The organism is Pseudomonas fluorescens (assembly GCF_902497775.2).
Classification (GTDB): domain Bacteria; phylum Pseudomonadota; class Gammaproteobacteria; order Pseudomonadales; family Pseudomonadaceae; genus Aquipseudomonas; species Aquipseudomonas putida_F.
This window is the reverse complement of the sequence record NZ_OZ024668.1, coordinates 636,117-658,429: the sequence shown is the minus strand read 5'-3', so window position 1 is coordinate 658,429 and position 22,313 is coordinate 636,117. Positions and strand designations below refer to the sequence as shown.

Genomic DNA, 22,313 nt, shown 5'->3' with positions numbered 1-22,313 from the left:
TCGTGATTGAATTTCAGGACAGTTCAATCTTATGGGGGGCAAGCTAACGCCAAGGTGAGGCGGACATTACAGTGCTGCAAGATTCGCCCTACAGCAGGGTCAGCGGATACTCGACAATCAGGCGCACCTCATCCAGGTCCGATTCAAAGGCCGTGGCCCGGGTCGTGGCCTGACGCACGCGCAGCGACAAATCCTTGAGGCTGCCCGACTGCACCACGTACTTGGCCTCGATATCACGCTCCCAGCGCTTCTGCCCGGTGAGCGGATTGCCGTCGGCATCGCGGCGCATGTACACGCCGTTGGCATCCGAATAATCGATGCCACTGCCACGCCCGTAGCGGCTCATGAACGACAGGCCTGGCACGCCATAGGTGGCCATGTCGAGATCGTAACGGAGCATCCACGAGCGCTCTTTCGGCGAGTTGAAGTCGCTGTACTGGATCGAGTTGTCGAGGTAGATCGAGTCGGACTGGCGCAGGTAGTCGAAGTCGTTGTCGCCCTGGTTGCGCTGGTGCGACAGGGCCAGAGTATGGGCGCCATAGCTGACGCCGACGCGGGCGCTCCAGATATCGTTGTCAAATTTGCCCAGCAGTTGCTGGCCCTCATCCTTGGCCTTGTAATAGTTGAAACTGGTGAAACCCGTGAGGTCGTCGGTGATCGGGTACTTGTAGCTGACACCGGCGTAGTACTGATCCCAGGCGTCCTTCAGACGGCTGCTGTACAGGCTCAGACTGAGGTTGTCGGTAGCCTGGTAATCGCCACCGAAATAGCCCAGCCAGGGCGAATCGACGGAGCCGCCATAGAAGGTCACGAAGCCATCGCGGTTGTTGCTCGACAGTGGCTGGCTCATGGCGTGCAAACGCCCGCCCTGCACTTTCAGGCCCGCCAGGCTGGTGTTCTCCAGGGTCCAGCCGGTGAAACTTTCCGGCAACAGCCGCGAGTCGCCGAAATGCACCACCGGCGTGGTCGGGAACACGTCGCCGAATTTAATCTCGGTGTCGAACAAGCGCGCCTTGATCGCGCCGCCCAGTTTGCTGAAGTTGCTGGCAGTGTCGCCGTTGCGGTCCACCGGCAACATATCGAACGAACTGCGCCCACCGCTGCGGCCATCGCCGCTGTCGAGCTTGAGCGCGAGCATGGCATGGGCATCCAGGCCAAACCCCACGGTGCCCTCGGTATAGCCCGACTCGAAGCGGGCGATAAAGGCCTGGGCCCAGGCTTCGGCATAGCCGGCCTTGCCGGTGGGCGACTGTTCACCGTTACGGTAGTCGCGGTTGAAATAGAAGTTACGGCTGAGCACCGTCAGGCTGCTGTCTTCGACAAAGCCCCCGCTTTGCGGCTGCAGGGCAGCATTGGCGGTTGCACAACTGGCCAGGGCCAGGGCGCCGGTAAAACAGGCTGTGGATTTGTTCCCCATCTTCAACTCCTGATTATTGGCAGAGATACCCATGGCGCCCGCAAGGCGGGCGCCATGGGTATCCTGACAAGCGCTGAATAACCCGAAGATGAGCGGCGAATTACAGTTTCGTCACCTCGGATGCGACCTCCTCCTCTTCGTCCTTGCGGTGCGCCCAGTAATACAGCGCCGGCAGTACCAGCAGGGTCAGTGCCGTGGACGAAAGGATGCCGCCAATCACCACGGTGGCCAGCGGCCGCTGCACTTCGGCGCCAGTGCCGGTGGCCAGGGCCATGGGGATAAAGCCCAGGGACGCCACCAGCGCGGTCATCAACACCGGCCGCAAGCGCGTCAGCGCGCCTTCGTCGATCGCCTGGTGCAGCGAACGCCCCTGCTCGCGCAGGCCGCGGATAAAGGCAATCATCACCAGGCCGTTGAGTACCGCGACTCCGGACAAGGCGATAAAGCCCACGCCGGCGGAAATCGACAGGGGGATATCCCGTAGCCACAGGGCAACCACCCCGCCGGTCAGGGCAAAGGGAATACCAGTGAACACCAGTAGCCCGTCCTTGAGGTTGTTGAACATCATGAACAACAGGCCAAAGACCAGCAGCAAGGCCACCGGCACCACCACCTGCAGCCGCTGCGCCGCCGACTGCAATTGCTCGAACTGGCCGCCCCAGCGGGTCCAGTAACCGGCCGGGATGCTCACCTGGCTGTCGATACGCGCCGCCGCCTCGTCAACGAACGAGCCGATATCCCGGCCGCGCACGTTGGCGCTGACCACCACCAGGCGCTTGCCGTCTTCACGGCTGACCTGGTTGGGGCCCTGGACCAGCTCAAGGTTGGCCACGTCGGCCAGCGTGATAAAGCCGATCTGGCCATTACCCGCGGCACTGGCCGGTACCGGCACCAGTAACTGGGAAAGGCCTTCGATGTCGGTGCGCAGGTCATCGGACAAGCGCACCACCATGTCGAAACGCCGATCGCCTTCATACAGGGTCCCGGCCTGGCGACCCCCCACGGCCACCGCAATGGTGTCCTGCACATCACCGACATTCAGGCCATAGCGCGCGGCCTTGTCGCGATCGACTTCAATGGTCAGCACCGGCAGCCCCGAAGTCTGCTCGACCTTCACTTCCGAGGCGCCTGGCACGGCCTGCAAGGTGCTGGCGATTTTCGTCGCGGTGCTATTGAGCACCGCCATGTCATCGCCGAAAACCTTGACCGCGACATCGCTGCGCACCCCGGATATCAACTCGTTGAAGCGCAACTGGATAGGCTGCGACAGCTCATAGTTGCTCCCCGGCACCCGCGCACTGGCACGCTGGATATCGGCGATCAGTTGCTCGCGGCTCTTGCTCGGGTCCGGCCATTGCGCCTGCGGCTTGAGCATCACATAGCTGTCAGAGATGTTCGGCGGCATCGGGTCCGAGGCGATTTCGGCAGTACCGGTGCGGCCGAACACCCGCTCGACCTCCGGTACCTGGCTCAGCACGCTCTGCTCCAGGCGCTGCTGCAACTGCACCGACTGGCTCAGGCTGGTGCCGGGCACACGCAAGGCTTGCAAGGCAAAGTCACCCTCGCTCAGGCTCGGCACGAACTCGCTGCCCATGCGACTGGCCAGCACGCCTGAGAGCAGCACGGTGATAGCAGCGAGGGAGAACGCCAGCGGACGATGGCTCATGACCCACTTGAGCAGCGGTGCATAACCGCGCTTGGCGCTGCGCATCAGCAGGTTTTCGTCTTCCTTGACCTTGCCGGTGACGAACAGGGCGATGGCCGCCGGCACGAAGGTCACCGACAGCAACATGGCGCCGAGCAAGGCGATTACCACGGTGAAGGCCATCGGGTGGAACATCTTGCCCTCGACCCCGCTCAGGGCAAAGATCGGCAGGTACACCACCATAATGATCAACTGGCCGAAAATCAGTGGCCGGCGCGCTTCGCGGGCGGCATTGAAGACTTCGTGCAGGCGCTCGGAACGGGTCAACAGGCGGCCGTGGTGCTGCTGGGCATGGGCCAGGCGCCTGATCGCGTTTTCCACGATCACCACCGCGCCATCGACGATGATGCCGAAGTCCAACGCGCCCAGGCTCATCAGGTTGGCACTGACCTTGTTGCTGAACATGCCGGTGAAGGTGAACAGCATCGACAGCGGAATGACCATCGCGGTGATCAGCGCCGCGCGGATGTTGCCGAGGAACAGGAACAGAATGACGATGACCAGGATCGCGCCTTCGATCAGGTTCTTCTTCACCGTGGCAATGGCCTTGTCGACCAGATTGGTGCGGTCGTAGACAGTGATCGCACTGACCCCTTGCGGCAGCGAGCGGTTGATCTCCACCAGCTTCTGCGCCACTGCCTGCGACACCGTGCGGCTGTTTTCACCGATCAGCATGAACACCGTGCCCAGCACCACTTCGCGGCCGTTCTCGGTCGCTGCGCCGCTGCGCAGTTCCCGGCCGATACCGACGTCGGCGACGTTGCGCACGCGGATTGGTGTGCCGTCGACGTTGGCCAGGACGATATTGGCAATGTCATCGATACCGGCCAGTTGCCCCGGCGCGCGGATCAGCAACTGCTCGCCACGGCGCTCGATATAGCCGGCGCCGACGTTGGCGTTGTTGCGTTCAAGGGCGGTGAGCAGGTCGCTGAGGGTCAGCTTGTAGGACGCCAGCCGTTTCGGGTCTGGTGCAATCTGGTATTCCTTGGCGAAACCGCCGATGGTGTTGATCTCCGCCACACCCCGCACGTTGCGCAGTTGCGGCTTGATGATCCAGTCCTGGATTTCGCGCAGGTCGGTCGGCGTGTACGCGCTGCCATCGGCCTTGCGCGCATCGTCGGCAGCTTCCACGGTCCACAGGAAGATTTCGCCAAGGCCGGTGGAAATTGGCCCCATGGCCGCTTCAACGCCTTCCGGCAATTGTTCACGCGCCTGCTGCAGGCGCTCGTTGACCAACTGCCGGGCAAAGAACAGGTCGGTGCCTTCTTGGAAAATCACCGTCACCTGCGACAGGCCTGAACGCGACAGCGACCGGGTCTGCTCCAGCCCCGGCAAGCCGGCCATGGCGGTTTCGATGGCGAAGGTGATGCGTTGCTCGGTTTCCAGCGGCGAAAAGCCCGCGGCCTGGGTGTTGATCTGCACCTGGACGTTGGTGATGTCCGGCACGGCATCGATCGGCAGTTTCTGATAGCTGGCAACCCCGAGCCCAGCCATCAGCAGCACCGCCAGCAGCACCATCAGGCGCTGCTCGATGGCAAATTGTATGAGGCGTTCGAACATGTGAGGTTCCCGGTCAGTGGGCGTGTTCGGCGCTGGCCTTACCCAGCTCCGACTTGAGGATGAAGCTGCCCTGCGCCGCCACTTGCTGGCCGGCTTGCAGGCCCTTGCGGATCTCGACAAAGCCGTTGGCACTGGCCCCTGGCTCAACCGCCTGGGCAATGAAGCCTTCGCCAGTGCGCACGAACACCGTGGGTTTTTCTTCCAGGGTCTGCAGGGCCTGGTCCGGGACACTCAGGGCGGCGGCATACTGCTCGGTGGGCACCTGCACGGCGACGAACAGGCCAGGGCGCCAGGCGCCTTGCGGGTTGTCGAGGGTAACGCGCACAGCGGCAGTACGAGTCTGCTCGCCGAGCAGGCTGCCAACATGGGTGACCGTGCCGTTGACCTGCTGGCCCAGCTCGCTGGCGACGATGGTCACCGGCATGCCGGCGCGCACCTTGGGCAGGTCGCGAGGCGCTACGCCGAAGGTCGCCCAGACCCGCGACAGGTCCGAAAGGGTGAAGGCAGCGCTGGTTTCGTTGACCACCTCGCCCGGCACCAGGTGCTTCTCGACAATCTGCCCGGCAAACGGCGCACGCAGCTCGTAGCGGTTGCCGCCGGCCAGGACCACACTGCCGCTCAGGGCGCTGATCTTCTGCCGGGCGTTGGCCTGGGCGATTTCCGCCTCCTGCAGGGCCTGGCGGGCCTGCTGGTAATCCTGCTCGGCGGAGATGCCCTCCTGCCACAGGTCCTTCTCGCGCTGGTAGCTGCTGCGCGCCAGTTCCAGGCGGCGCTGGCTGGCGGCCAGTTCACTGCGCTGCTCGGAAATCTGCGGGCTGGCGATCACCGCCAGCAGGTCACCGGCCTTGACCTGCTGGCCGAGTACCACAGCAACGGATTCCACCACCCCGGCTGCGCGCGGCACCAGGTGCGCGGTGCGGTCTTCGTCGAAACGGATTTCGCCGGGCAGCGACAGGCTGCGCTGCAGTTGCCGCGGGCCGACGGCCACCAGCTCGATTCCGGCCAGGTCGATCTGCTCCTGGCTGAGGGTCAGCGCGCCCTCTTCGGCGTGACCTTCTTCGGTTTTTTCCGCTGCGCCATGTTCTTCTTCCTCATGATCGCCTTCGGCATGGGCGTGAGCGGATGCAGGGGCGGCGGCAACCGGGCCGCCCTGGCGCGCCAGCAGCGCGCCCAGGCCCAGGCCGAGCAACAAGGCCGCGGCCAGCAGCAGGGTGGACTTCTTGTTCATGCAGATTCCTCAGCAAATTGTCAGGTGAAGGTCGCGCTCAGCGACTGGCGAGGCTCAAGTCGCCGAAGATCCGTTCCAGGCGAACCCGCGCCTCGCTGCTCTGGGCCTGGGCCTGCAGGTATTGCAGGCGCGCCGCCACCAGGGTGCGCTGGGCATCGAGCACATCGAGAAAGGCGAACTTGCCGCGCTCAAAGCCCCGGGTGGCGGCATCCAGCGCCTGCTGCGCCGAGGGCAGGATCGAGCGGTCGAAGGTCTGTACCTCCTGGGCCGCCGTGCTCCACTGGGCCAGGGCCTGGACCACTTCGCTACGCAGGCGCAGTTCGGCGCCATTGCGCTGGTCGCGGGCCTGATCGGCGCGCCGGGCGGCGGCGAGGACATTGCCCTGGTTGCGGTCAAACAAAGGAATCGGCACAGACAGACCGACCACGTTGATGCGCTCACGGTCGGTTTCGCTGTACTGACTGCCGACACTGACAGTCAGGTCGGGAATGCGCTTGCTGCGGGCCAGGCCCAAAGCGGCTTCGCGCTGGTCGATCTGCAGGCGGGCCAGACGCAAGTCGGCGGTCTGCTCCAGGCGATCGAGCAACAGCGTACGGCTGGGGATGGCGTTGTTCGCCTGCAGGCCGCCTTCGACCCGGTTGAACTGCACCACGGCGGCGCCAGTGATGGCGGCCAGTTGCTGGTAGGCGACCGTCAGGGCTTGCTCGGCACGGCCCTGTTCCAGACGCACCTCGGACAACTGCACCTGGGCCCGGGTCGCCTCCACCGGCGAGGCACTGCCGGCCCTGACCCGGCCCTGCACCACTTGCAGCGCCCGCTCGCTCAAGCGCAGCGACTGCTCGGCCAGTTGCAGACCTTCCTGAGCCTGAGCCGCGGCCTGGAAAGCGCCGATCACCTCGGCGCGCAAAACGTTGCGCTGACGCTCAAGTTCCAGTGCTGCCAGGTCGGCATCGCGGCCGGCAACGTCCAGGCGCGCCCCGCGTTTGCCGCCCAGCTCGAACATCTGGCTGACGCCAACGGTAGTGGTCTGCGAGCCTTTGCGGGTGTCCTCCACTTCCCAGCTCAGTTCCGGGTTGGGCAGCACCCCGGCCTGGCGTCGTTCGCCTTCGGCGATGTCGATACCCCAACGCGCCGCAGCCAGCTCGGGGTTATTGTCGCGGGCCACCTGCAGCGCCGACTCCAGGGTCAATACGCGCTCCTGCGTCAGGGCCAGCGACGGCAAGGCCAGTAACAGCAGGGCCAGCAATATTCGGCCAGGGCCTGTGCCTGGCCGTTCCCGGGTGCAAAACATGGCGGACTCCTGCGCCGTGATCGGAGCCCGCACTCTAGTAATCAGGGTTTATCGCCAGGATGACTCAAGTATTACAAATCTGTAATCCAGGCAAAGCGCATGCCCGGATGGCTTAGTATCCGCCGCTCGATGCATTTCACCGCTTGACCTTACAGTTACTACAGGGTTGAGAATCAGCGCCTTTCACTGCCAACGAGTCATTCCATGCGTCTACTGATTGTCGAGGACGAACTGCGCACCGCCGAATACCTGCAACAGGGCCTGCGCGAAAACGGCTACATCGTCGATTGCGCCCACACCGGCGCCGACGGCCTGCACCTGGCTCGCCAGCAGGCCTATGACCTGGTCATTCTCGACGTCAACCTGCCCGAGCTCGATGGCTGGACCGTGCTGCAGCGCCTGCGCGCCGAGTCCAGCACGCGGATCATGATGCTCACTGCCCACGGCCGCCTGGCCGATCGGGTCAAGGGCCTGGACCTGGGGGCCGACGACTACCTGCTCAAACCCTTCGAGTTCCCCGAACTGCTGGCGCGCATTCGTAGCCTGTTGCGGCGCAACGACCAGGCGCTGCAACCGAACACGCTCAAGGTTGCCGACCTGGAGCTGGACCCCAGCCGCCACCGCGCCTACCGCAGCGGCCAGCGCATCGACCTGACCGCCAAGGAGTTCGCCCTGCTGCACCTGCTGATGCGCCAGAGCGGTGAAGTACTGTCGCGTACGCAGATCATTTCGCTGGTCTGGGACATGAATTTCGACTGCGACACCAACGTCGTCGAAGTGTCGATCCGCCGCCTGCGGGCGAAAATCGACGACCCGTTCGACGACAAGCTGATCCACACCCTGCGCGGCGTCGGCTATGTACTTGAGGCCCGCGAATGAAACCTGCGCGCCTGTCGCTGCGCCTGGGCCTGAGTGTCAGCCTGATGGGCGCGGCGCTGGTGCTGCTGCTCGCCTGCCTGGCGGTGTTTGCCCTCGACCATGAACTGGACAGCCGGGCACGCAAGCACCTGGCCAACAAGATGGTGCAGATCGAACACAGCCTGACCATTGACCTTAAAGCCGCCGACCTCGGCGCGCCGGTGCATCCACTGCTGGATGTGGTCATGGGCCACGACAACCTGAGTCTGAGCGTCATCGCCCTGACCGGCCGCCATTCGGCCTTGCTGACCCTGGGCCCGGCCCTGGAGGCCAACGCCTTGCTGCAGATTGAAAGCGGCCCGCAACTGGCGTTCACCCCCTGGCGCGAGGAAAACGGCGAGCACCTGCTCACCGCCTCGCGGCTGATGCGCTTGCAGGACGGCACCCGCGTGCGGGTACTGCTGACAGTCAACCGCGCCGACGACCATGCCCTGCTCCAGGCCTACCTGGGCTCGACCCTGTGGGCCTTGCCGCTGCTGCTGGTGCTGATCGGCCTGGGCGCCTGGAAACTGGTCCAGCGCGGGCTGCTGCCGCTGCGCCGCTTTCGCCGGGTGGCCGAACAGGTCTCGGCGCAAACCCTCAGCCACCGGCTGCCGGAAACCGACCTGCCGCAGGAGCTGGGCGACCTGGCCGGCGGCATCAACATCATGCTCGACCGCCTGGACGACGGCGTGCAGCGGCTGTCGCAGTTTTCCGACGACCTTGCCCATGAACTGCGCACGCCCATCGGCAACCTGATGGGCAAGGCCCAGGTCACCCTGACCCGCGAGCGCTCCAACGACGAGTACCGTGAAGCGCTGGAAAACAGTATCGAAGAGCTGACTCGGCTGAACCGCATCATCAACGACATGCTGTTCCTTGCCCAGGTCAGCCAGCCGCAGGCGCAGGTGCCGCTAAAGCCAGTGGTGCTGGCCGACGAGGTGCAGCGGGTGTGCGAGCTGTTCGAGTGCAATGCCGAGCAAAAAGGCATCGCCTTGCACGTGCAGGGCTGGGGCACGGTCATGGCTGATCGCTTGATGGTGCAGCGGGCGCTGTCCAACCTGCTCAGCAATGCAATCCGCCATGGCTATGCGGGACAGCCGATCAATATAGGCATCGAACGCCGGGATGGGACGGTGTGGGTGTCGGTGGAAAATCGCGGGCTGGGGATTGCCCAGGCGCATCTGCCGCATCTGTTCGAACGTTTTTTTCGCGTCGGTTCGGGGCGCTCACGCCTGGAAGGCGGAACGGGCCTGGGGCTGGCGATCGTACGCTCGATCATGCAGGTGCATGGCGGGCGGGTTGAGGTACAGAGCGAGCTGGAGGGGCTGACGCGGTTCAGCCTGGTGTTTGTGGATACTGCCGAATAGGAGGGGCGCAGCAAATCGTGTGGGAGCTGGCTTGCCAGCGATGAGGCCAGTTGCCAATAAGGCGAGCGCTTCGCGCTCGATTGCTGGCAATCCAGCTCCCACAGGGTTGGCGTCGAATCTGTCAGTGCCGGCTGGCCGCGAGAATCAACGCTTTCATCTCCGTCACCGCCGACTTGAAGCCGACGAACAGCGCATGGGCCACCAGCGCATGGCCGATGTTCAGTTCATTGATGCCCTTGATCGCCGCCACCGCCTCAACGTTGTGGTAATGCAGGCCATGGCCGGCATTGACGATCAGGCCCTGGCCCAGGCCAAAGGCCACACCGTCGGCCACGCGCTTGAGCTCTTGCGCCACTTCGCTCGGAGTTTGTGCATCGGCATAACGGCCGGTGTGCAGCTCGATAGCCGGGGCGCCAACACGGCGCGAGGCTTCGATCTGGCGCTCGTCGGCATCGATGAACAGCGACACTTCCGAGCCCAGGCGCGAGAGGCGCTCGACCGCGGCTTTGATCCGCGCTTCCTGGCCGGCAACGTCCAGGCCACCTTCGGTGGTCAGTTCCTGACGGGTCTCCGGGACCAGGCAGATGTGCGCCGGGCGAATGCGTTCGGCAAACGCCATCATTTCTTCGGTAACGCCCATTTCGAAGTTCATGCGCGTCTGCAGCACGTCCTTGAGCAGCAGCACATCACGCTCCTGGATGTGCCGGCGGTCTTCGCGCAGGTGCACGGTGATGCCGTCGGCACCGGCCTCTTCGGCGTCCAGCGCGGCTTTGACCGGGTCCGGGTAGCGGGTGCCACGCGCCTGGCGCAGGGTCGCCACGTGGTCGATGTTCACGCCGAGCAGCATGCGGTTGCTTTGAGTCACGAAGAGGCTCTCCTGAAGATTGAGCCCCACAGCATACGACGTTGTTCAGCGCTTGCGAAACAGTTCGCGACTGACCAGCGGCCGCCCGCCCAGATGCACGGCCAGGGCCTGGCGCATCAGGCGCTTGGCGGCGCCCAGGGCGCCGGGAATTTCCCAGTCGGCATCAGCCATGGCCAACAGCTCGGCGCCGTTGAACAGCCCCGGCTGCAGCAGGTAGACCCGCTCAAGCCCGGCATCGACCTGCAAGCGGTACAGGCCATCGACGGCCAGCGGATCGCCGTTGACGTCATGGTCGAGGGCAAAGGCATAGCCAAGCTGGTCCAGCAGGCGCCACTCGAACGCGCGCAGCAGCGGCTCCAGCGGGCGACCGGCGGCCAGCGCCTGCAAGGTCGCGGCATAGTGCTCGAACACCAGCGGATGCGGGTCTTCAGCCGGTAGCAGGCGAATCAGCAGCTCGTTGAGGTAGAGCCCGCTGAACAGCGCATCGCCATGCAGCCAGGCCGCGATACCGACGGTATCCAGACGGCCGACATTCTTCAGCTCGCCACGACCGCGAAACTCGACTTCAAGGGGAACGAAAGGACGCACCTGGCTGCCGCCCTTGCCACGGGCACGGCGCATGACCGCGCGCAGGCGACCTTGCGGGGTGAGGAAATCCACCAGCGCGCTGGTTTCACGGTAGGCCCGGCTGTGCAGCACGTAGGCCGGTTGGCCAGTAGGCAGTTCCATGAGCGGCGCTTCAGAAGAGGTTTGACCCGGCGGCGGACGCTACCGGGCCTGGAACTATCAGATGTCGCCGTAGCCCAGCGAACGCAGGGCGCGTTCGTCGTCGGACCAGCCACCCTTGACCTTGACCCAGAGGTTGAGCATGACCTTGGCGTCGAACAGCACTTCCATGTCCTTGCGCGCCTCGGAGCCGATGCGTTTGATCCGCTCGCCCTTGTCGCCAATGATGATCTTCTTCTGGCCGTCACGTTCGACCAGGATCAGCGCATGGATGTGCAGGATCTTGCCCTGCTGCTTGAACTCTTCGATCTCGACGGTGATCTGGTACGGCAGCTCTGCGCCGAGCTGGCGCATGATTTTCTCGCGTACCAGTTCCGCGGCCAGGAAGCGGCTGCTGCGGTCGGTGATCTGGTCTTCCGGGAAGAAATGATCGTTTTCCGGCAGGTGCTTGGCGATCAGGCCTTCCAGCGCTTCCAGGTTATGCCCCTGCTGGGCCGAGATCGGCACGATTTCAGCGTTCGGCAGTTGCCCCTGCAGCCACTGCAGGTGCGGAATCAGGTCGGCTTTCTCTTCGATCCGGTCGGTCTTGTTGATCGCCAGGATTACCGGGCCCTGCACGTACTGCACGCGCTCGAGCACCAGTTGGTCTTCGTCGGTCCACTTGGTGCGGTCAACGACGAAGATCACCACGTCGACGTCCTTGAGGGCGGCCGAGGCGGTTTTGTTCATGTAGCGGTTGAGCGCCTTTTCGTTGCTCTTGTGCATGCCTGGGGTATCGACGTAGATCGCCTGGACATCACCCTCGGTCTTGATCCCGAGCATGTTGTGACGGGTGGTCTGCGGCTTGCGCGAGGTGATCGCAAGCTTTTGCCCGAGGATGTGGTTGAGCAGGGTCGACTTGCCCACGTTCGGGCGGCCGACAATGGCGACATAGCCGCAGCGGGTAGTGTTGGTATCAGTCATTGCCATTCTCCACGCCCAGGGCGATCAGTGCTGCGGCGGCCGCGACTTGCTCGGCGATACGCCGGCTGACGCCTTGCCCTCGGCTTTTTTCAGTCAAAAGGGTCACTTCGCATTCGACGAAAAACGTCCGGCAATGAGGTTCACCTTGAATATCCACCACTTCGTAGCGCGGCAGTTCACAGGCCCGCGACTGCAAGAATTCCTGCAGACGGGTTTTCGGGTCCTTGTTGGTATCGACCAGGGTCAGGCTTTCGAATTCGCCTGCCAGCCATGCCAGCACCCGCTCGCGGGCGGTTTGCATGTCCGAGTCCAGGTAGATGGCGCCAATCAGCGCCTCCAGGGCATCGGCAAGGATCGACTCGCGGCGAAAACCACCGCTTTTCAGCTCGCCCGAGCCCAGGCGCAGGTATTCGCCCAGGTCAAAGCCACGGGCCAGTACCGCCAGGGTCTCGCCCTTGACCAGACGCGCACGCAGGCGCGACAGCTGGCCTTCGCGGGCCTGGGGGAAGCGCTCGAACAGCGCTTCACCGGCGACGAAGTTGAGGATCGCATCGCCGAGGAACTCGAGGCGTTCGTTGTTGCGCCCGGCAAAACTGCGGTGCGTCAGGGCCAGCAGCATCAGCTCCTGGTTCTTGAAGGTGTAGCCGAGCTGACGCTCGAGGCGGCTCAAGGAAACGCTCACAGTGTACCCACGTGCAGTTCGTGGTCGAAATTCAGCCGGCACGCCTGGGCGTGAGGCTCACACTTTGCAACTCGGTACGCCGCCATCGGGGCTACCGTCGGATTTAACGCATTGTTCAAATCAACATCCTGAAAGACTGTTTGGCTCATGCTCGCTGGCCGGGTGATCGGTTGAATCCAGGGTTCCCTGAACACAGCCTATGCCAGAAACGCATTCGGCGCTGTCCCAGGACAGCGCCGTTGTGGTGTTACTTGATCAGGCCGACCCGCGACAGGTTCGGGAAGTGGCTCAGTTTAGGCTCTGGCCAGCTCATCCAGACCGCGAAGGCCTTGCCGACGATGTTCTTGTCCGGAACCATGCCGTGCAGTTCCTTGGGAATGTTGGGGTCATCCCAGTAACGGCTGTCGTTGGAGTTGTCGCGGTTGTCGCCCATCATGAAGTAATGGCCGGCCGGGACCGTCCATTGCTGGTCAGGCGGCATGCGGTAGCGGCTCATTTCCTTGCGGATCAGGTGCTCGGCTTCGCCGAGTTTTTCCTTGTACAGCTCGGCGCTGCCCAAGGTACCCGGCTCGGTGCCGACCAACTGTTCAGCGATCGCCTGACCGTTGACGAACAGCTTCTTGTCGCTGGTGTAGCTAATCTTGTCGCCCGGCAGGCCCACCACACGCTTGATGTAGTTGACGTTCGGGTCGCTCGGATAGCGGAACACCATGACATCGCCACGCTGTGGGTCACCGACCTCGATGACCTTCTTGTCGACCACCGGCAGACGAATCCCGTAGGAGAACTTGTTCACCAGGATGAAATCGCCCACTTCCAGGGTCGGCTTCATCGACCCCGAAGGGATCTGGAACGGCTCGATCAGAAACGAACGCAGCACCAGGACAATGAACAGCACCGGGAAGAACGATTTACCGTACTCGACCAGCAACGGTTCCTTGTTCAGGCGCTCGACCACTGCCATTTCTGGCTGGCTGACGCTGCCCTGATAATTGGCGATTGCCAAACGCCGGCGCGGAGCCAGGAACAGCAGATCGACCAGGGCCAACAGACCGCAGACGGCGACGGCGATGACAAGCAACAGCGGGAAATTTAGCGACATAAGACCTAACTATCCAACCTGAGCACGGCGAGGAAGGCTTCTTGTGGGATTTCCACGTTGCCGACCTGTTTCATGCGTTTCTTACCGGCCTTCTGCTTCTCCAACAGCTTGCGCTTACGGCTAACGTCACCACCGTAGCATTTGGCCAGTACGTTCTTTCTGAGCGCCTTGACAGTCGTACGCGCAACAATCTGCCCGCCAATGGCGGCCTGGATTGCCACATCGAACATCTGCCGAGGAATCAGTTCCTTCATCTTCTCGGTCAATGCGCGGCCCTTGTAGTGCGCATTGTCGCGGTGCACGATCAGCGCCAGGGCGTCGACCTTGTCACCGTTGATCAGTACGTCAAGCTTGACCAGGTTAGCCGATTGGTAGCGGTCGAAATGGTAGTCCAGCGAGGCATAGCCGCGGCTGGTGGACTTCAGGCGGTCGAAGAAGTCCAGTACCACTTCGTTCATTGGCAGATCGTAGCGTACTTGCACTTGCGAGCCGAGGAACTGCATGTCGCGCTGGACGCCACGCTTCTCGATGCACAAGGTAATGACGTTACCCAGGTGCTCCTGAGGCACCAGGATGGTGGCCGACACGATCGGCTCACGGAAGTCTTCGACCGCGGATACATCCGGCAGCTTCGACGGGTTGTCGACGTAGATGGTTTCGCCGGTCTTGAGCTTGACCTCGAAGATTACGCTTGGCGCGGTGGTGATCAGGTCCAGGTCGTATTCGCGCTCCAGGCGCTCCTGGATGATCTCCATGTGCAGCATGCCGAGGAAGCCGCAACGGAAACCGAAGCCCAAGGCATCGGAGCTTTCCGGCAGGTACTGCAGCGACGAGTCGTTCAGGGTCAGTTTTTGCAGCGCATCACGAAAATCTTCGAAATCTTCGGAACTGACGGGGAACAGGCCGGCATAAACCTGCGGCTGAATGCGTTTGAAACCTGGCAGCACCTCGACCTCGGGGGTCGTGCTCAGGGTCAGGGTGTCACCTACTGGCGCACCGTGAATGTCCTTGATGCTGGCAATGATGAAGCCTACTTCACCGGCTTTGAGGTCAGCGGTCTGGGTGTGCTTGGGATTGAACACACCGACGCTGTCGACCAGGTGGATCTTGCCGGTGGACTTGACCAGGATCTTGTCGCCCTTCTTCACCCGGCCATGACGTACACGCACCAGGGAGACGACGCCCAGGTAGTTGTCGAACCAGGAGTCGATGATCAGGGCCTGCAGGGGCGCCTCGATGTCACCGGTAGGCGCCGGAATGGTTTGCACCAGGCGCTCGAGCACTTCGTCGACGCCCATGCCGCTCTTGGCGCTACAGGCCACGGCGTCGGTGGCGTCGATACCGATGATCTTCTCGATCTCGTCCTTGACCTTGTCCGGGTCGGCCTGGGGCAGGTCCATCTTGTTCAGCACCGGCATGACCTCAAGGCCCTGCTCGATGGCGGTGTAGCAGTTGGCGACCGACTGGGCTTCTACGCCCTGGCCGGCATCGACCACCAGCAAGGCACCTTCACAGGCTGCCAGCGAGCGGCTGACTTCGTAGGTGAAGTCAACGTGGCCGGGGGTGTCGATGAAGTTCAGCTGGTAGGTTTTGCCGTCCTGCGCCTTGTAGTGCAGGGTGACGCTGTGGGCTTTGATGGTGATACCGCGTTCACGCTCCAGGTCCATGGAATCGAGTACCTGGGCCTCCATTTCACGCGCAGTCAGGCCACCGCACATCTGAATGAAGCGGTCGGCCAGGGTCGACTTGCCATGGTCAATGTGGGCGATGATGGAGAAATTGCGGATATGACTCAAATCACTCACGGGTCAACACTCAAAAAGGCTGCGGGCCGGACGCCCACCGAAAAATAGCCGGGAATTGTACCTGAAGCTTGACGTTGGCGTCACGTGAACTGTGGGCACCCGGGCTGTGGGATTTGTTTGCATGGCCTGGGAAACCTGAGTGAGCGCCCAGCAAAAAGGGCAGCCGAAGCTGCCCTTTTCTGCTCAACCCGGCTTATTCAGCCAGTTTGAAGGTGATGAAGCTGGCGCGACCCTGACGCAGGACACGCATCGACACTGAACGGTTCTTCGGCAGTTCCTTGGCGATTTCGGTGAACTGCTTGGCCGAGAGGATCGCCTGGTTGTTCAGGTGACTGATGACATCGCCCGGACGCAGGCCGATCAGCGCCGCCGGACCATCCTGGACTTCCTTGATCACCACGCCGCCCTTGAGCTCAAGGGCTTTCTTCTGCTCGGCGGTCAGGTCGGAGACCGAAACGCCCAGGCGGTTGCTGCTGCGCTCGACGCCGCCATTGGGGTTGGTGGTGATATCGGCATCTTCATCCGGCAGTGCGCCGATGGTGATGTCCAGCGCCTGGCGCTTGCCGTTGCGGATGATGTCCAGCTTGGCCTTGGCGCCATCCTTGAGGCCACCGACCAGATGCGGCAGGTCGGCGGACATAACGATCGGCTGACCGTTCATGCTCAGGATCACATCACCAACCTGCAGGCCACCTTTAGCAGCAGGGCCGTCTTCCAGGACCTGGGCGACCAGGGCACCGGCCGGCTTGTCGAGGCCGAAGGATTCAGCCAGGTCCTTGTTGACCTCCTGAATCACCACGCCCAACCAGCCGCGGCTGACCTTGCCGTCTTTCTTCAGCTGGTTGGAAACATCCAGCGCCACATCGATCGGGATGGCGAACGACAGGCCCATGAAGCCGCCGGAACGGGTGAAGATCTGCGAGTTGATACCCACCACTTCGCCGTTCATGTTGAACAGCGGGCCACCGGAGTTACCCGGGTTGATGGCAACGTCGGTCTGGATGAACGGCACGTAGGTGTCGTTGGGCAGGGTACGGCCCTTGGCACTGACGATACCTTTGGTCACCGAGTGGTCGAAACCGAACGGCGAACCGATGGCCAGCACCCACTCACCGACCTTGAGCTTCTCGGAGTCACCCAGCTTGACGGTCGGCAGGTCCTTGCCTTCGACCTTGAGCAGGGCCACGTCGGTGCGCGGGTCGGTGCCGACCAGCTTGGCCTGCAACTCGCTGCGGTCCGACAGGCGGACGATGATCTCGTCGGCATCGGCGACCACGTGGTTATTGGTCAGCACATAACCGTCGCTGGAGATGATGAAGCCCGAACCCAACGATTGCGCCTCACGCTGGCGATCGCCGCGCGGCGAGCGCGGGGTCTGCGGCATGTTGCGTTCGAAGAATTCGCGGAACATCGGCGGCAAGCCTTCGAGGTCAGGCACTTGACCTGCGGCGTACTTGCGGTCCGGCAGTTTCTGCTTGGTACTGATGTTCACCACCGCAGGCGAAGCCTGTTCGACCAGGGTGGTGAAGTCCGGCAGGGCTTCGGCCTGGGCGGTGAGCGCCTGACCGAGCATGAACACGGCAGCGACCATCGATAGGTAGGTTTTCAAGCGTGGTATTGACATACGGCTCCCGTCACAACGAGCGTGGTTAGCAGTAGGGACCTGCAGAAGCAGGAAAGGCCAGACCCCGAAAGGACTGACCTATAGAAAAATTCTGGAGATTTTGCAAACTGCAAAGCTTGCCAATCATGTCAGCCAAGCAATCCTCGACCTGTCAGCCTCATTGCTTGCGCCTCATTTTTTTGCCTGGGCATCCTGGGCGCGCATGGACAGCGCGATACGCTCGGCGGTACCGATGGGGATCTCGCCCACCACCGTGACCATCATTTCGCCCTGGGGCGTGGTCAGGCGCCGCGAGACGGCGACGGTCGGGCCCAGTTGCGTGCGAATATCGGCGGCAGTGCCTTTATCGAGGGCTTCGACGAACACTGAAAAGCGCGCCAGGCCATCGTCATACATCAGGCTGCTGACCGCGTTCTTGCTCTGCGGATCCTTGCGCACGGAACTGGTGATCAGCTCGAAACCAGGCGGCAACCAGTCTGAACGCCAGCCAGTGACCGGTTGGGCTGCCTGCGCAGTTACCTGGGCGACCGGCTTGCAGATACCACTGGCCTTGAGCTCTTCGTCGGATGGCGCATCGGCGGTATCCAGACGGGTGAACTGGAAGCGCTCCAGCAAACGCCCACTGTCGTCGAGCATCAACGACTTGAGCGCCAGCCCGGTCTGGCGATCCAGGTGCAACTCGAAGGCATAACGGTGTTGATCACGCGGGGTCAGGGTGACAATCACCGCTTCACGGTCTGCCACCCTGGATTTGCCGGCGACCCCGAGGTCGTACCAGCTCATCAGTTTCAAAGGATCAAGCACGCGCGCCGCAGACTCCGGCGTGTTGGCCACCCCCGGCACCAAGGCCCCGCTTACGCACTGGGTCTGCCCATCGACACGCACGACTTCCTGAGCCGAGCCATCGAGCTGCAATAGCCGCTCGCTGACTTTGCCATTCTGGACGCGATGCCAGATATCGTGGGTGGAGAAGCTACCGTTACGCTCGTAAACGAAAGTACCCTGATAACTCTGCTGTTGCTCGGCCTGGGCCAGACGCTTGAGCCAGTCACTTGCCTGCGCAGAGGAGTTGGCGGCAAGGGCCGGTAGCGTCAACCAGCCACTAAGCAGCAGCGGTATGAGAGGTAGCGCGCGCATGATCCTCCTTACTTAGCGATTTTCCAGGCTGGCCGCACGTGCATACGGCAAAGCGCTCTCGGTACCCTTGAGGGCTGCTTCCTGAGCATGCTGACGCAGGTAGCCAGGCAGACGCTGGTCGTGCCAGCCGGTTTGCCCTTGCAGCACGCCGTTGGCCATCGGGCCTGGCTGTTCTGCACTTTCACTATAGCCTGCCAGTACGGCCGGGCCTTGTGCTTGTGGCAAGCTCAGACCTTGCTGTGCCGGTTGCTGGGCAGCCAGCTGGGCTCCGCTGATTTCGTCCTGGTTGTACAGGCGTACACCGGCCAGTACCGCGACGGTCACCGAAGCGGCGACGGCCAGGCGGCCCAGGCTGCGCCATGGTCCACGGGAGACCTTGGCGGGAGCGGCTTCATCGGCCAGCGCGGCGGATACGGCCGAAGCGATATCCAGCTGTGGCAGTACCAGCTCCTTGTGCATGGCTGCACGAGCTACCTGGTAACGCGACCAGGTGGCACGGGTTTCGGGATCATCGACGGCGTTCAATACCCGACGTAATTCCAGTTCGTCCGCTTCGTTATCCATCACCGCGGACAGCGATTCCTGCAAAGCTTCACGACTCATGGCGGTTCCTCTCTTGGCTGTCGCCGCTGTCTCAGGTTTCCTGCAACAACGGCTGCAGGGCTTTGTCTATGGCCTCCCGAGCGCGGAAGATTCGAGAGCGCACGGTACCCACCGGACACTGCATGACGCTCGCAATGTCCTCGTAACTCAGACCATCGAATTCACGTAAAGTTAACGCCGTACGTAAATCTTCTGGCAGTTGCTGGATGGTCCGATGGACGGTGCCTTCGATCTCATCTCGCAACAACGCGCGCTCGGGGGACTCCAGATCCTTGAGGCCGTGATCGCCGTCGTAAAATTCCGCATCCTCGGAACTTACATCGCTGTCCGGTGGCCGCCGACCGCGGGACACCAGATAGTTTTTTGCCGTGTTGATGGCAATGCGGTACAGCCAGGTATAAAAGGCGCTGTCACCGCGAAAATTACCAAGCGCCCGGTAAGCCTTGATGAAAGCTTCCTGCGCCACATCCTGGGCTTCATGGGTGTCGTGTACAAAACGCACGATCAACCCGAGAATCTTGTGCTGATACTTCAGCACCAACAGATCGAACGCTCGCCTGTCGCCACGCTGCACGCGCTCGACAAGCTGCTGATCCTCTTCCTGGGTTAGCATGAACACTCCTCAGTGAACTCGAAGGAGCGTTGCACCAGCCATCGTTCAGGCTTGCAACCATAGACTCGGGCTTTGCGCAAAAGTTCTCCCCTCCAAGCAAGTTTCCTGCGGCCCTTGGTCGGCTCGCACGAAAAACGCAGCGCGGTCACGGCCGGCTGCGTCGATAATCGGATCTCGAATACGCAAACAGTGCCTTCAAGGGGCGCCTGCCATACGTCGCCGCGGCATTGTGGCGTGCGGGCATCCTTCTATGGATATCCGTGTACCACGGAAAGTTCCCACAAAAGGCCGCCTGGACTGCGCAAGCGCCATTGGAAATCAGGGCCTTGGGGCTGCTATAAAGGCAGCCGGTCCAGATTCACGATAGTTTCACAATGCCATAAGCGCCTGACTATTGTGCCGATCCCCCTCTTCAGATACTAGTGTCCTGACATGAGCCAACAATTCCAACATGATGTTCTCGTGATCGGCAGCGGCGCCGCCGGCCTCAGCCTGGCCCTGACCCTCCCCGGTCACCTGCGCGTCGCCGTGCTCAGCAAGGGCGACCTCGCCAATGGCTCGACCTTCTGGGCCCAGGGCGGCGTGGCTGCGGTGCTGGACGACACCGACACGGTGCAATCCCACGTCGAAGACACCCTCAATGCCGGTGGCGGCCTGTGCCATGAAGACGCCGTGCGCTTCACTGTTGAGCATAGCCGTGAAGCGATCCAGTGGCTGATCGACCAAGGCGTACCGTTTACCCGCGACGAACACGCCGGTGATGAAGAAAGCGGCTTTGAGTTCCACCTGACCCGCGAAGGCGGCCACAGCCATCGGCGCATCATCCACGCCGCCGACGCCACGGGGGCGGCGATCTTTACCACTTTGCTGGCCCAAGCGCGGCTGCGCCCGAACATCGAGTTGCTGGAGCAGCGCGTGGCGGTCGACCTGATCACCGAGCGGCGCCTGGGCCAGGACGGCGATCGCTGCCTGGGAGCTTATGTCCTGGACCGCAATAGCGGCGAAGTCGACACCTTCGGCGCCCGCTTTACCGTGCTGGCGACCGGCGGCGCGGCCAAGGTCTACCTGTACACCAGCAACCCCGACGGCGCCTGCGGCGATGGCATTGCCATGGCCTGGCGCGCCGGTTGCCGGGTGGCCAACCTTGAGTTCAACCAGTTCCACCCGACTTGCCTGTACCACCCGCAGGCCAAGAGTTTTTTGATCACCGAAGCCCTGCGCGGCGAAGGCGGCCTGCTCAAGCTGCCCAATGGCGAGCGTTTCATGCCGCGCTTCGACCCACGTGAAGAACTGGCCCCGCGCGACATCGTCGCCCGCGCCATCGACCATGAAATGAAGCGCCTGGGGGTGGACTGCGTCTACCTGGACATCAGCCACAAGCCGGCCGAATTCATCAAAAGCCACTTCCCCACCGTTTACGAACGCTGCCTGACCTTCGGCATCGACATCACCCGCCAGCCGATCCCGGTGGTGCCGGCCGCCCACTACACCTGCGGTGGGGTCATGGTCGACGAGCAAGGCCTGACCGACGTGCCGAGCCTGTACGCCATCGGCGAAACCAGCTTTACCGGCCTGCACGGCGCCAATCGCATGGCCAGCAATTCGCTGCTCGAATGCTTCGTCTACGGCCGCTCGGCCGCCAACGATATCGTCGCCCGCCTCGACCAGGTCGACATGCCCCAGGCGCTGCCCTGCTGGGATGCCAGCCAAGTGACCGATTCGGACGAAGACGTGATCATCGCGCACAACTGGGACGAACTGCGGCGCTTCATGTGGGACTACGTGGGCATCGTGCGTACCAACAAGCGCCTGCAACGTGCCGAACATCGGGTGCGCCTGCTGCTCGATGAAATCGACGAGTTCTACAGCAACTACAAGGTCAGCCGCGACCTGATCGAATTGCGCAACCTGGCCCAGGTTGCCGAATTGATGATCCGCTCGGCCATGCAGCGCAAGGAAAGCCGCGGCCTGCACTACACCCTGGACTACCCAGGCATGCTCGATGAAGCCCGCGACACTATCCTGCAGCCACCCACCTACGCCGACTGAACTTCAGGCGCAAGCGCAGGCGCCGGTGTTGCACCGGCTCCAGCGCGTCGAACGCGATGCACTGCCCCTCACTGAAACGCCGCCCGGCCCTGCGAAAACGCAGCACCACCCAGCCGGGCAAGGCCAGGCTATCGGGCTTGAGCTGCACGGCCTGCCAGCCCTGGGCGCGGCTGAACAACTGCCAGCCGTGAGCATCGCGGCGCAGTGCGGTAATGGCGTCAGGATGGGTCAGCAGAATGCGCCGGGGGACGATCCAGGCGCCGTGCAGCAGGCACAAGGCAATGGCCGTCAGGCGCATCCACAGGGGAACCTGCAGCAGGCTCAGGGCCAGCAAAGCCAGCAGCAAGCTGGCCAGGTAGGCCGCCAGCAGGACCCTGGAGCCCTGCCAGCGACATTCGAAGCGCTCACTTGGGCTGGACACGGTCCAGGATGATGCGAACCATGCGTTGCAGCTCCGGGTCTTCGGATTCGCTGCGCTCCATGAACCAGCCGAACATGTCCTGGTCTTCGCAGCCGAGCAAGCGCCAGTAGAGCTGCCGATCTTCCAGGCTCAGGGTTGGATAAACGTCCTGGCTGAAAGGAACCAGCAACACGTCCAGCTCGAGCATGCCGCGGCGGCTGTGCCAAAAGAGCTTGTTGAGTTCAATTTGTTCGACCATGAAGCCCTCCAAAAATA

The 22,313-nt window shown here is 62.7% G+C and carries 19 protein-coding genes; 3 read left to right on the top strand and 16 right to left on the bottom strand.

Annotated elements, in window-relative coordinates; all coding sequences use genetic code 11:
- Positions 1-88: 88 nt before the first annotated feature.
- The 4 genes from F8N82_RS03150 to F8N82_RS03135 all read right to left on the bottom strand — a co-directional run bounded on the left by F8N82_RS03150 (position 89) and on the right by F8N82_RS03135 (position 7,201).
- Entirely contained in the window at positions 89-1,417 is a 1,329-nt protein-coding gene (locus F8N82_RS03150) for an OprD family porin (RefSeq protein ID WP_095162246.1), read from the bottom strand.
- Between the two features lie 100 nt (positions 1,418-1,517).
- Positions 1,518-4,682, bottom strand: coding sequence for a CusA/CzcA family heavy metal efflux RND transporter (locus tag F8N82_RS03145; protein WP_038999052.1), 3,165 nt, complete (start codon positions 4,680-4,682; stop codon positions 1,518-1,520).
- A 13-nt stretch (positions 4,683-4,695) separates the two neighbouring features.
- Entirely contained in the window at positions 4,696-5,910 is a 1,215-nt protein-coding gene (locus F8N82_RS03140) for an efflux RND transporter periplasmic adaptor subunit (RefSeq protein ID WP_038999051.1), read from the bottom strand.
- A gap of 37 nt (positions 5,911-5,947) precedes the next feature.
- Positions 5,948-7,201, bottom strand: a complete 1,254-nt coding sequence (locus tag F8N82_RS03135) for a TolC family protein (protein ID WP_052251638.1) — start codon at positions 7,199-7,201, stop codon at positions 5,948-5,950.
- Positions 7,202-7,405: 204 nt separating this feature from the next.
- On the opposite strand from F8N82_RS03135, the gene F8N82_RS03130 reads away from it, so the two are divergent.
- Both F8N82_RS03130 and F8N82_RS03125 read left to right on the top strand, forming a co-directional pair.
- Positions 7,406-8,080, top strand: a complete 675-nt coding sequence (locus F8N82_RS03130) for a heavy metal response regulator transcription factor (RefSeq protein ID WP_038999049.1) — start codon at positions 7,406-7,408, stop codon at positions 8,078-8,080.
- A complete protein-coding gene (locus tag F8N82_RS03125) occupies positions 8,077-9,468 on the top strand; it encodes a heavy metal sensor histidine kinase (RefSeq protein WP_038999048.1) in 1,392 nt (463 codons plus the stop codon). Before F8N82_RS03130 ends, F8N82_RS03125 begins: the two co-directional genes overlap by 4 nt.
- Before the next feature lie 121 nt (positions 9,469-9,589).
- Here F8N82_RS03125 and pdxJ read toward each other — a convergent pair whose 3' ends face one another.
- The 10 genes from pdxJ to rpoE form a co-directional block, all read right to left on the bottom strand.
- Positions 9,590-10,315: a pyridoxine 5'-phosphate synthase gene (gene pdxJ, locus F8N82_RS03120; protein WP_371857259.1), complete on the bottom strand. Its 726-nt coding sequence runs from the start codon at positions 10,313-10,315 to the stop codon at positions 9,590-9,592.
- A gap of 63 nt (positions 10,316-10,378) precedes the next feature.
- Positions 10,379-11,062, bottom strand: coding sequence for a DNA repair protein RecO (gene recO, locus F8N82_RS03115; protein WP_038999046.1), 684 nt, complete (start codon positions 11,060-11,062; stop codon positions 10,379-10,381).
- 57 nt (positions 11,063-11,119) lie between these two features.
- Entirely contained in the window at positions 11,120-12,022 is a 903-nt protein-coding gene (gene era, locus F8N82_RS03110; protein ID WP_038999045.1) for a GTPase Era, read from the bottom strand.
- A complete protein-coding gene (gene rnc, locus F8N82_RS03105) occupies positions 12,015-12,704 on the bottom strand; it encodes a ribonuclease III (protein WP_010220977.1) in 690 nt (229 codons plus the stop codon). Before rnc ends, era begins: the two co-directional genes overlap by 8 nt.
- Positions 12,705-12,951: 247 nt before the next feature.
- Positions 12,952-13,806, bottom strand: a complete 855-nt coding sequence (gene lepB, locus F8N82_RS03100; RefSeq protein WP_038999044.1) for a signal peptidase I — start codon at positions 13,804-13,806, stop codon at positions 12,952-12,954.
- A 5-nt stretch (positions 13,807-13,811) separates the two neighbouring features.
- Entirely contained in the window at positions 13,812-15,611 is a 1,800-nt protein-coding gene (gene lepA / locus F8N82_RS03095; protein ID WP_038999043.1) for a translation elongation factor 4, read from the bottom strand.
- A 193-nt stretch (positions 15,612-15,804) separates the two neighbouring features.
- Positions 15,805-17,235, bottom strand: coding sequence for a DegQ family serine endoprotease (locus F8N82_RS03090; protein ID WP_038999042.1), 1,431 nt, complete (start codon positions 17,233-17,235; stop codon positions 15,805-15,807).
- 171 nt (positions 17,236-17,406) lie between these two features.
- Positions 17,407-18,372 carry a MucB/RseB C-terminal domain-containing protein gene (locus F8N82_RS03085; protein WP_038999041.1) on the bottom strand — a complete coding sequence of 322 codons (966 nt, stop codon included), beginning with the start codon at positions 18,370-18,372 and terminating at the stop codon, positions 17,407-17,409.
- Positions 18,373-18,384: 12 nt separating this feature from the next.
- Complete coding sequence (locus F8N82_RS03080; RefSeq protein ID WP_038999040.1) at positions 18,385-18,975, bottom strand: RseA family anti-sigma factor; 591 nt, start codon at positions 18,973-18,975, stop codon at positions 18,385-18,387.
- 31 nt (positions 18,976-19,006) lie between these two features.
- Positions 19,007-19,588 (bottom strand): RNA polymerase sigma factor RpoE, encoded by a 582-nt coding sequence (gene rpoE, locus F8N82_RS03075; protein ID WP_010220971.1) that lies wholly within the window; start codon positions 19,586-19,588, stop codon positions 19,007-19,009.
- 432 nt (positions 19,589-20,020) lie between these two features.
- Here rpoE and nadB point away from each other — a divergent pair, with 432 nt between their 5' ends.
- A complete protein-coding gene (gene nadB, locus F8N82_RS03070; protein ID WP_038999039.1) occupies positions 20,021-21,637 on the top strand; it encodes an L-aspartate oxidase in 1,617 nt (538 codons plus the stop codon).
- Here nadB and F8N82_RS03065 read toward each other — a convergent pair.
- Positions 21,606-22,058 (bottom strand): protein YgfX, encoded by a 453-nt coding sequence (locus tag F8N82_RS03065; protein WP_095162241.1) that lies wholly within the window; start codon positions 22,056-22,058, stop codon positions 21,606-21,608. The genes nadB and F8N82_RS03065 overlap by 32 nt on opposite strands.
- Positions 22,042-22,296 carry a succinate dehydrogenase assembly factor 2 gene (locus tag F8N82_RS03060; protein WP_095162238.1) on the bottom strand — a complete coding sequence of 85 codons (255 nt, stop codon included), beginning with the start codon at positions 22,294-22,296 and terminating at the stop codon, positions 22,042-22,044. Before F8N82_RS03060 ends, F8N82_RS03065 begins: the two co-directional genes overlap by 17 nt.
- Positions 22,297-22,313: the final 17 nt, after the last annotated feature.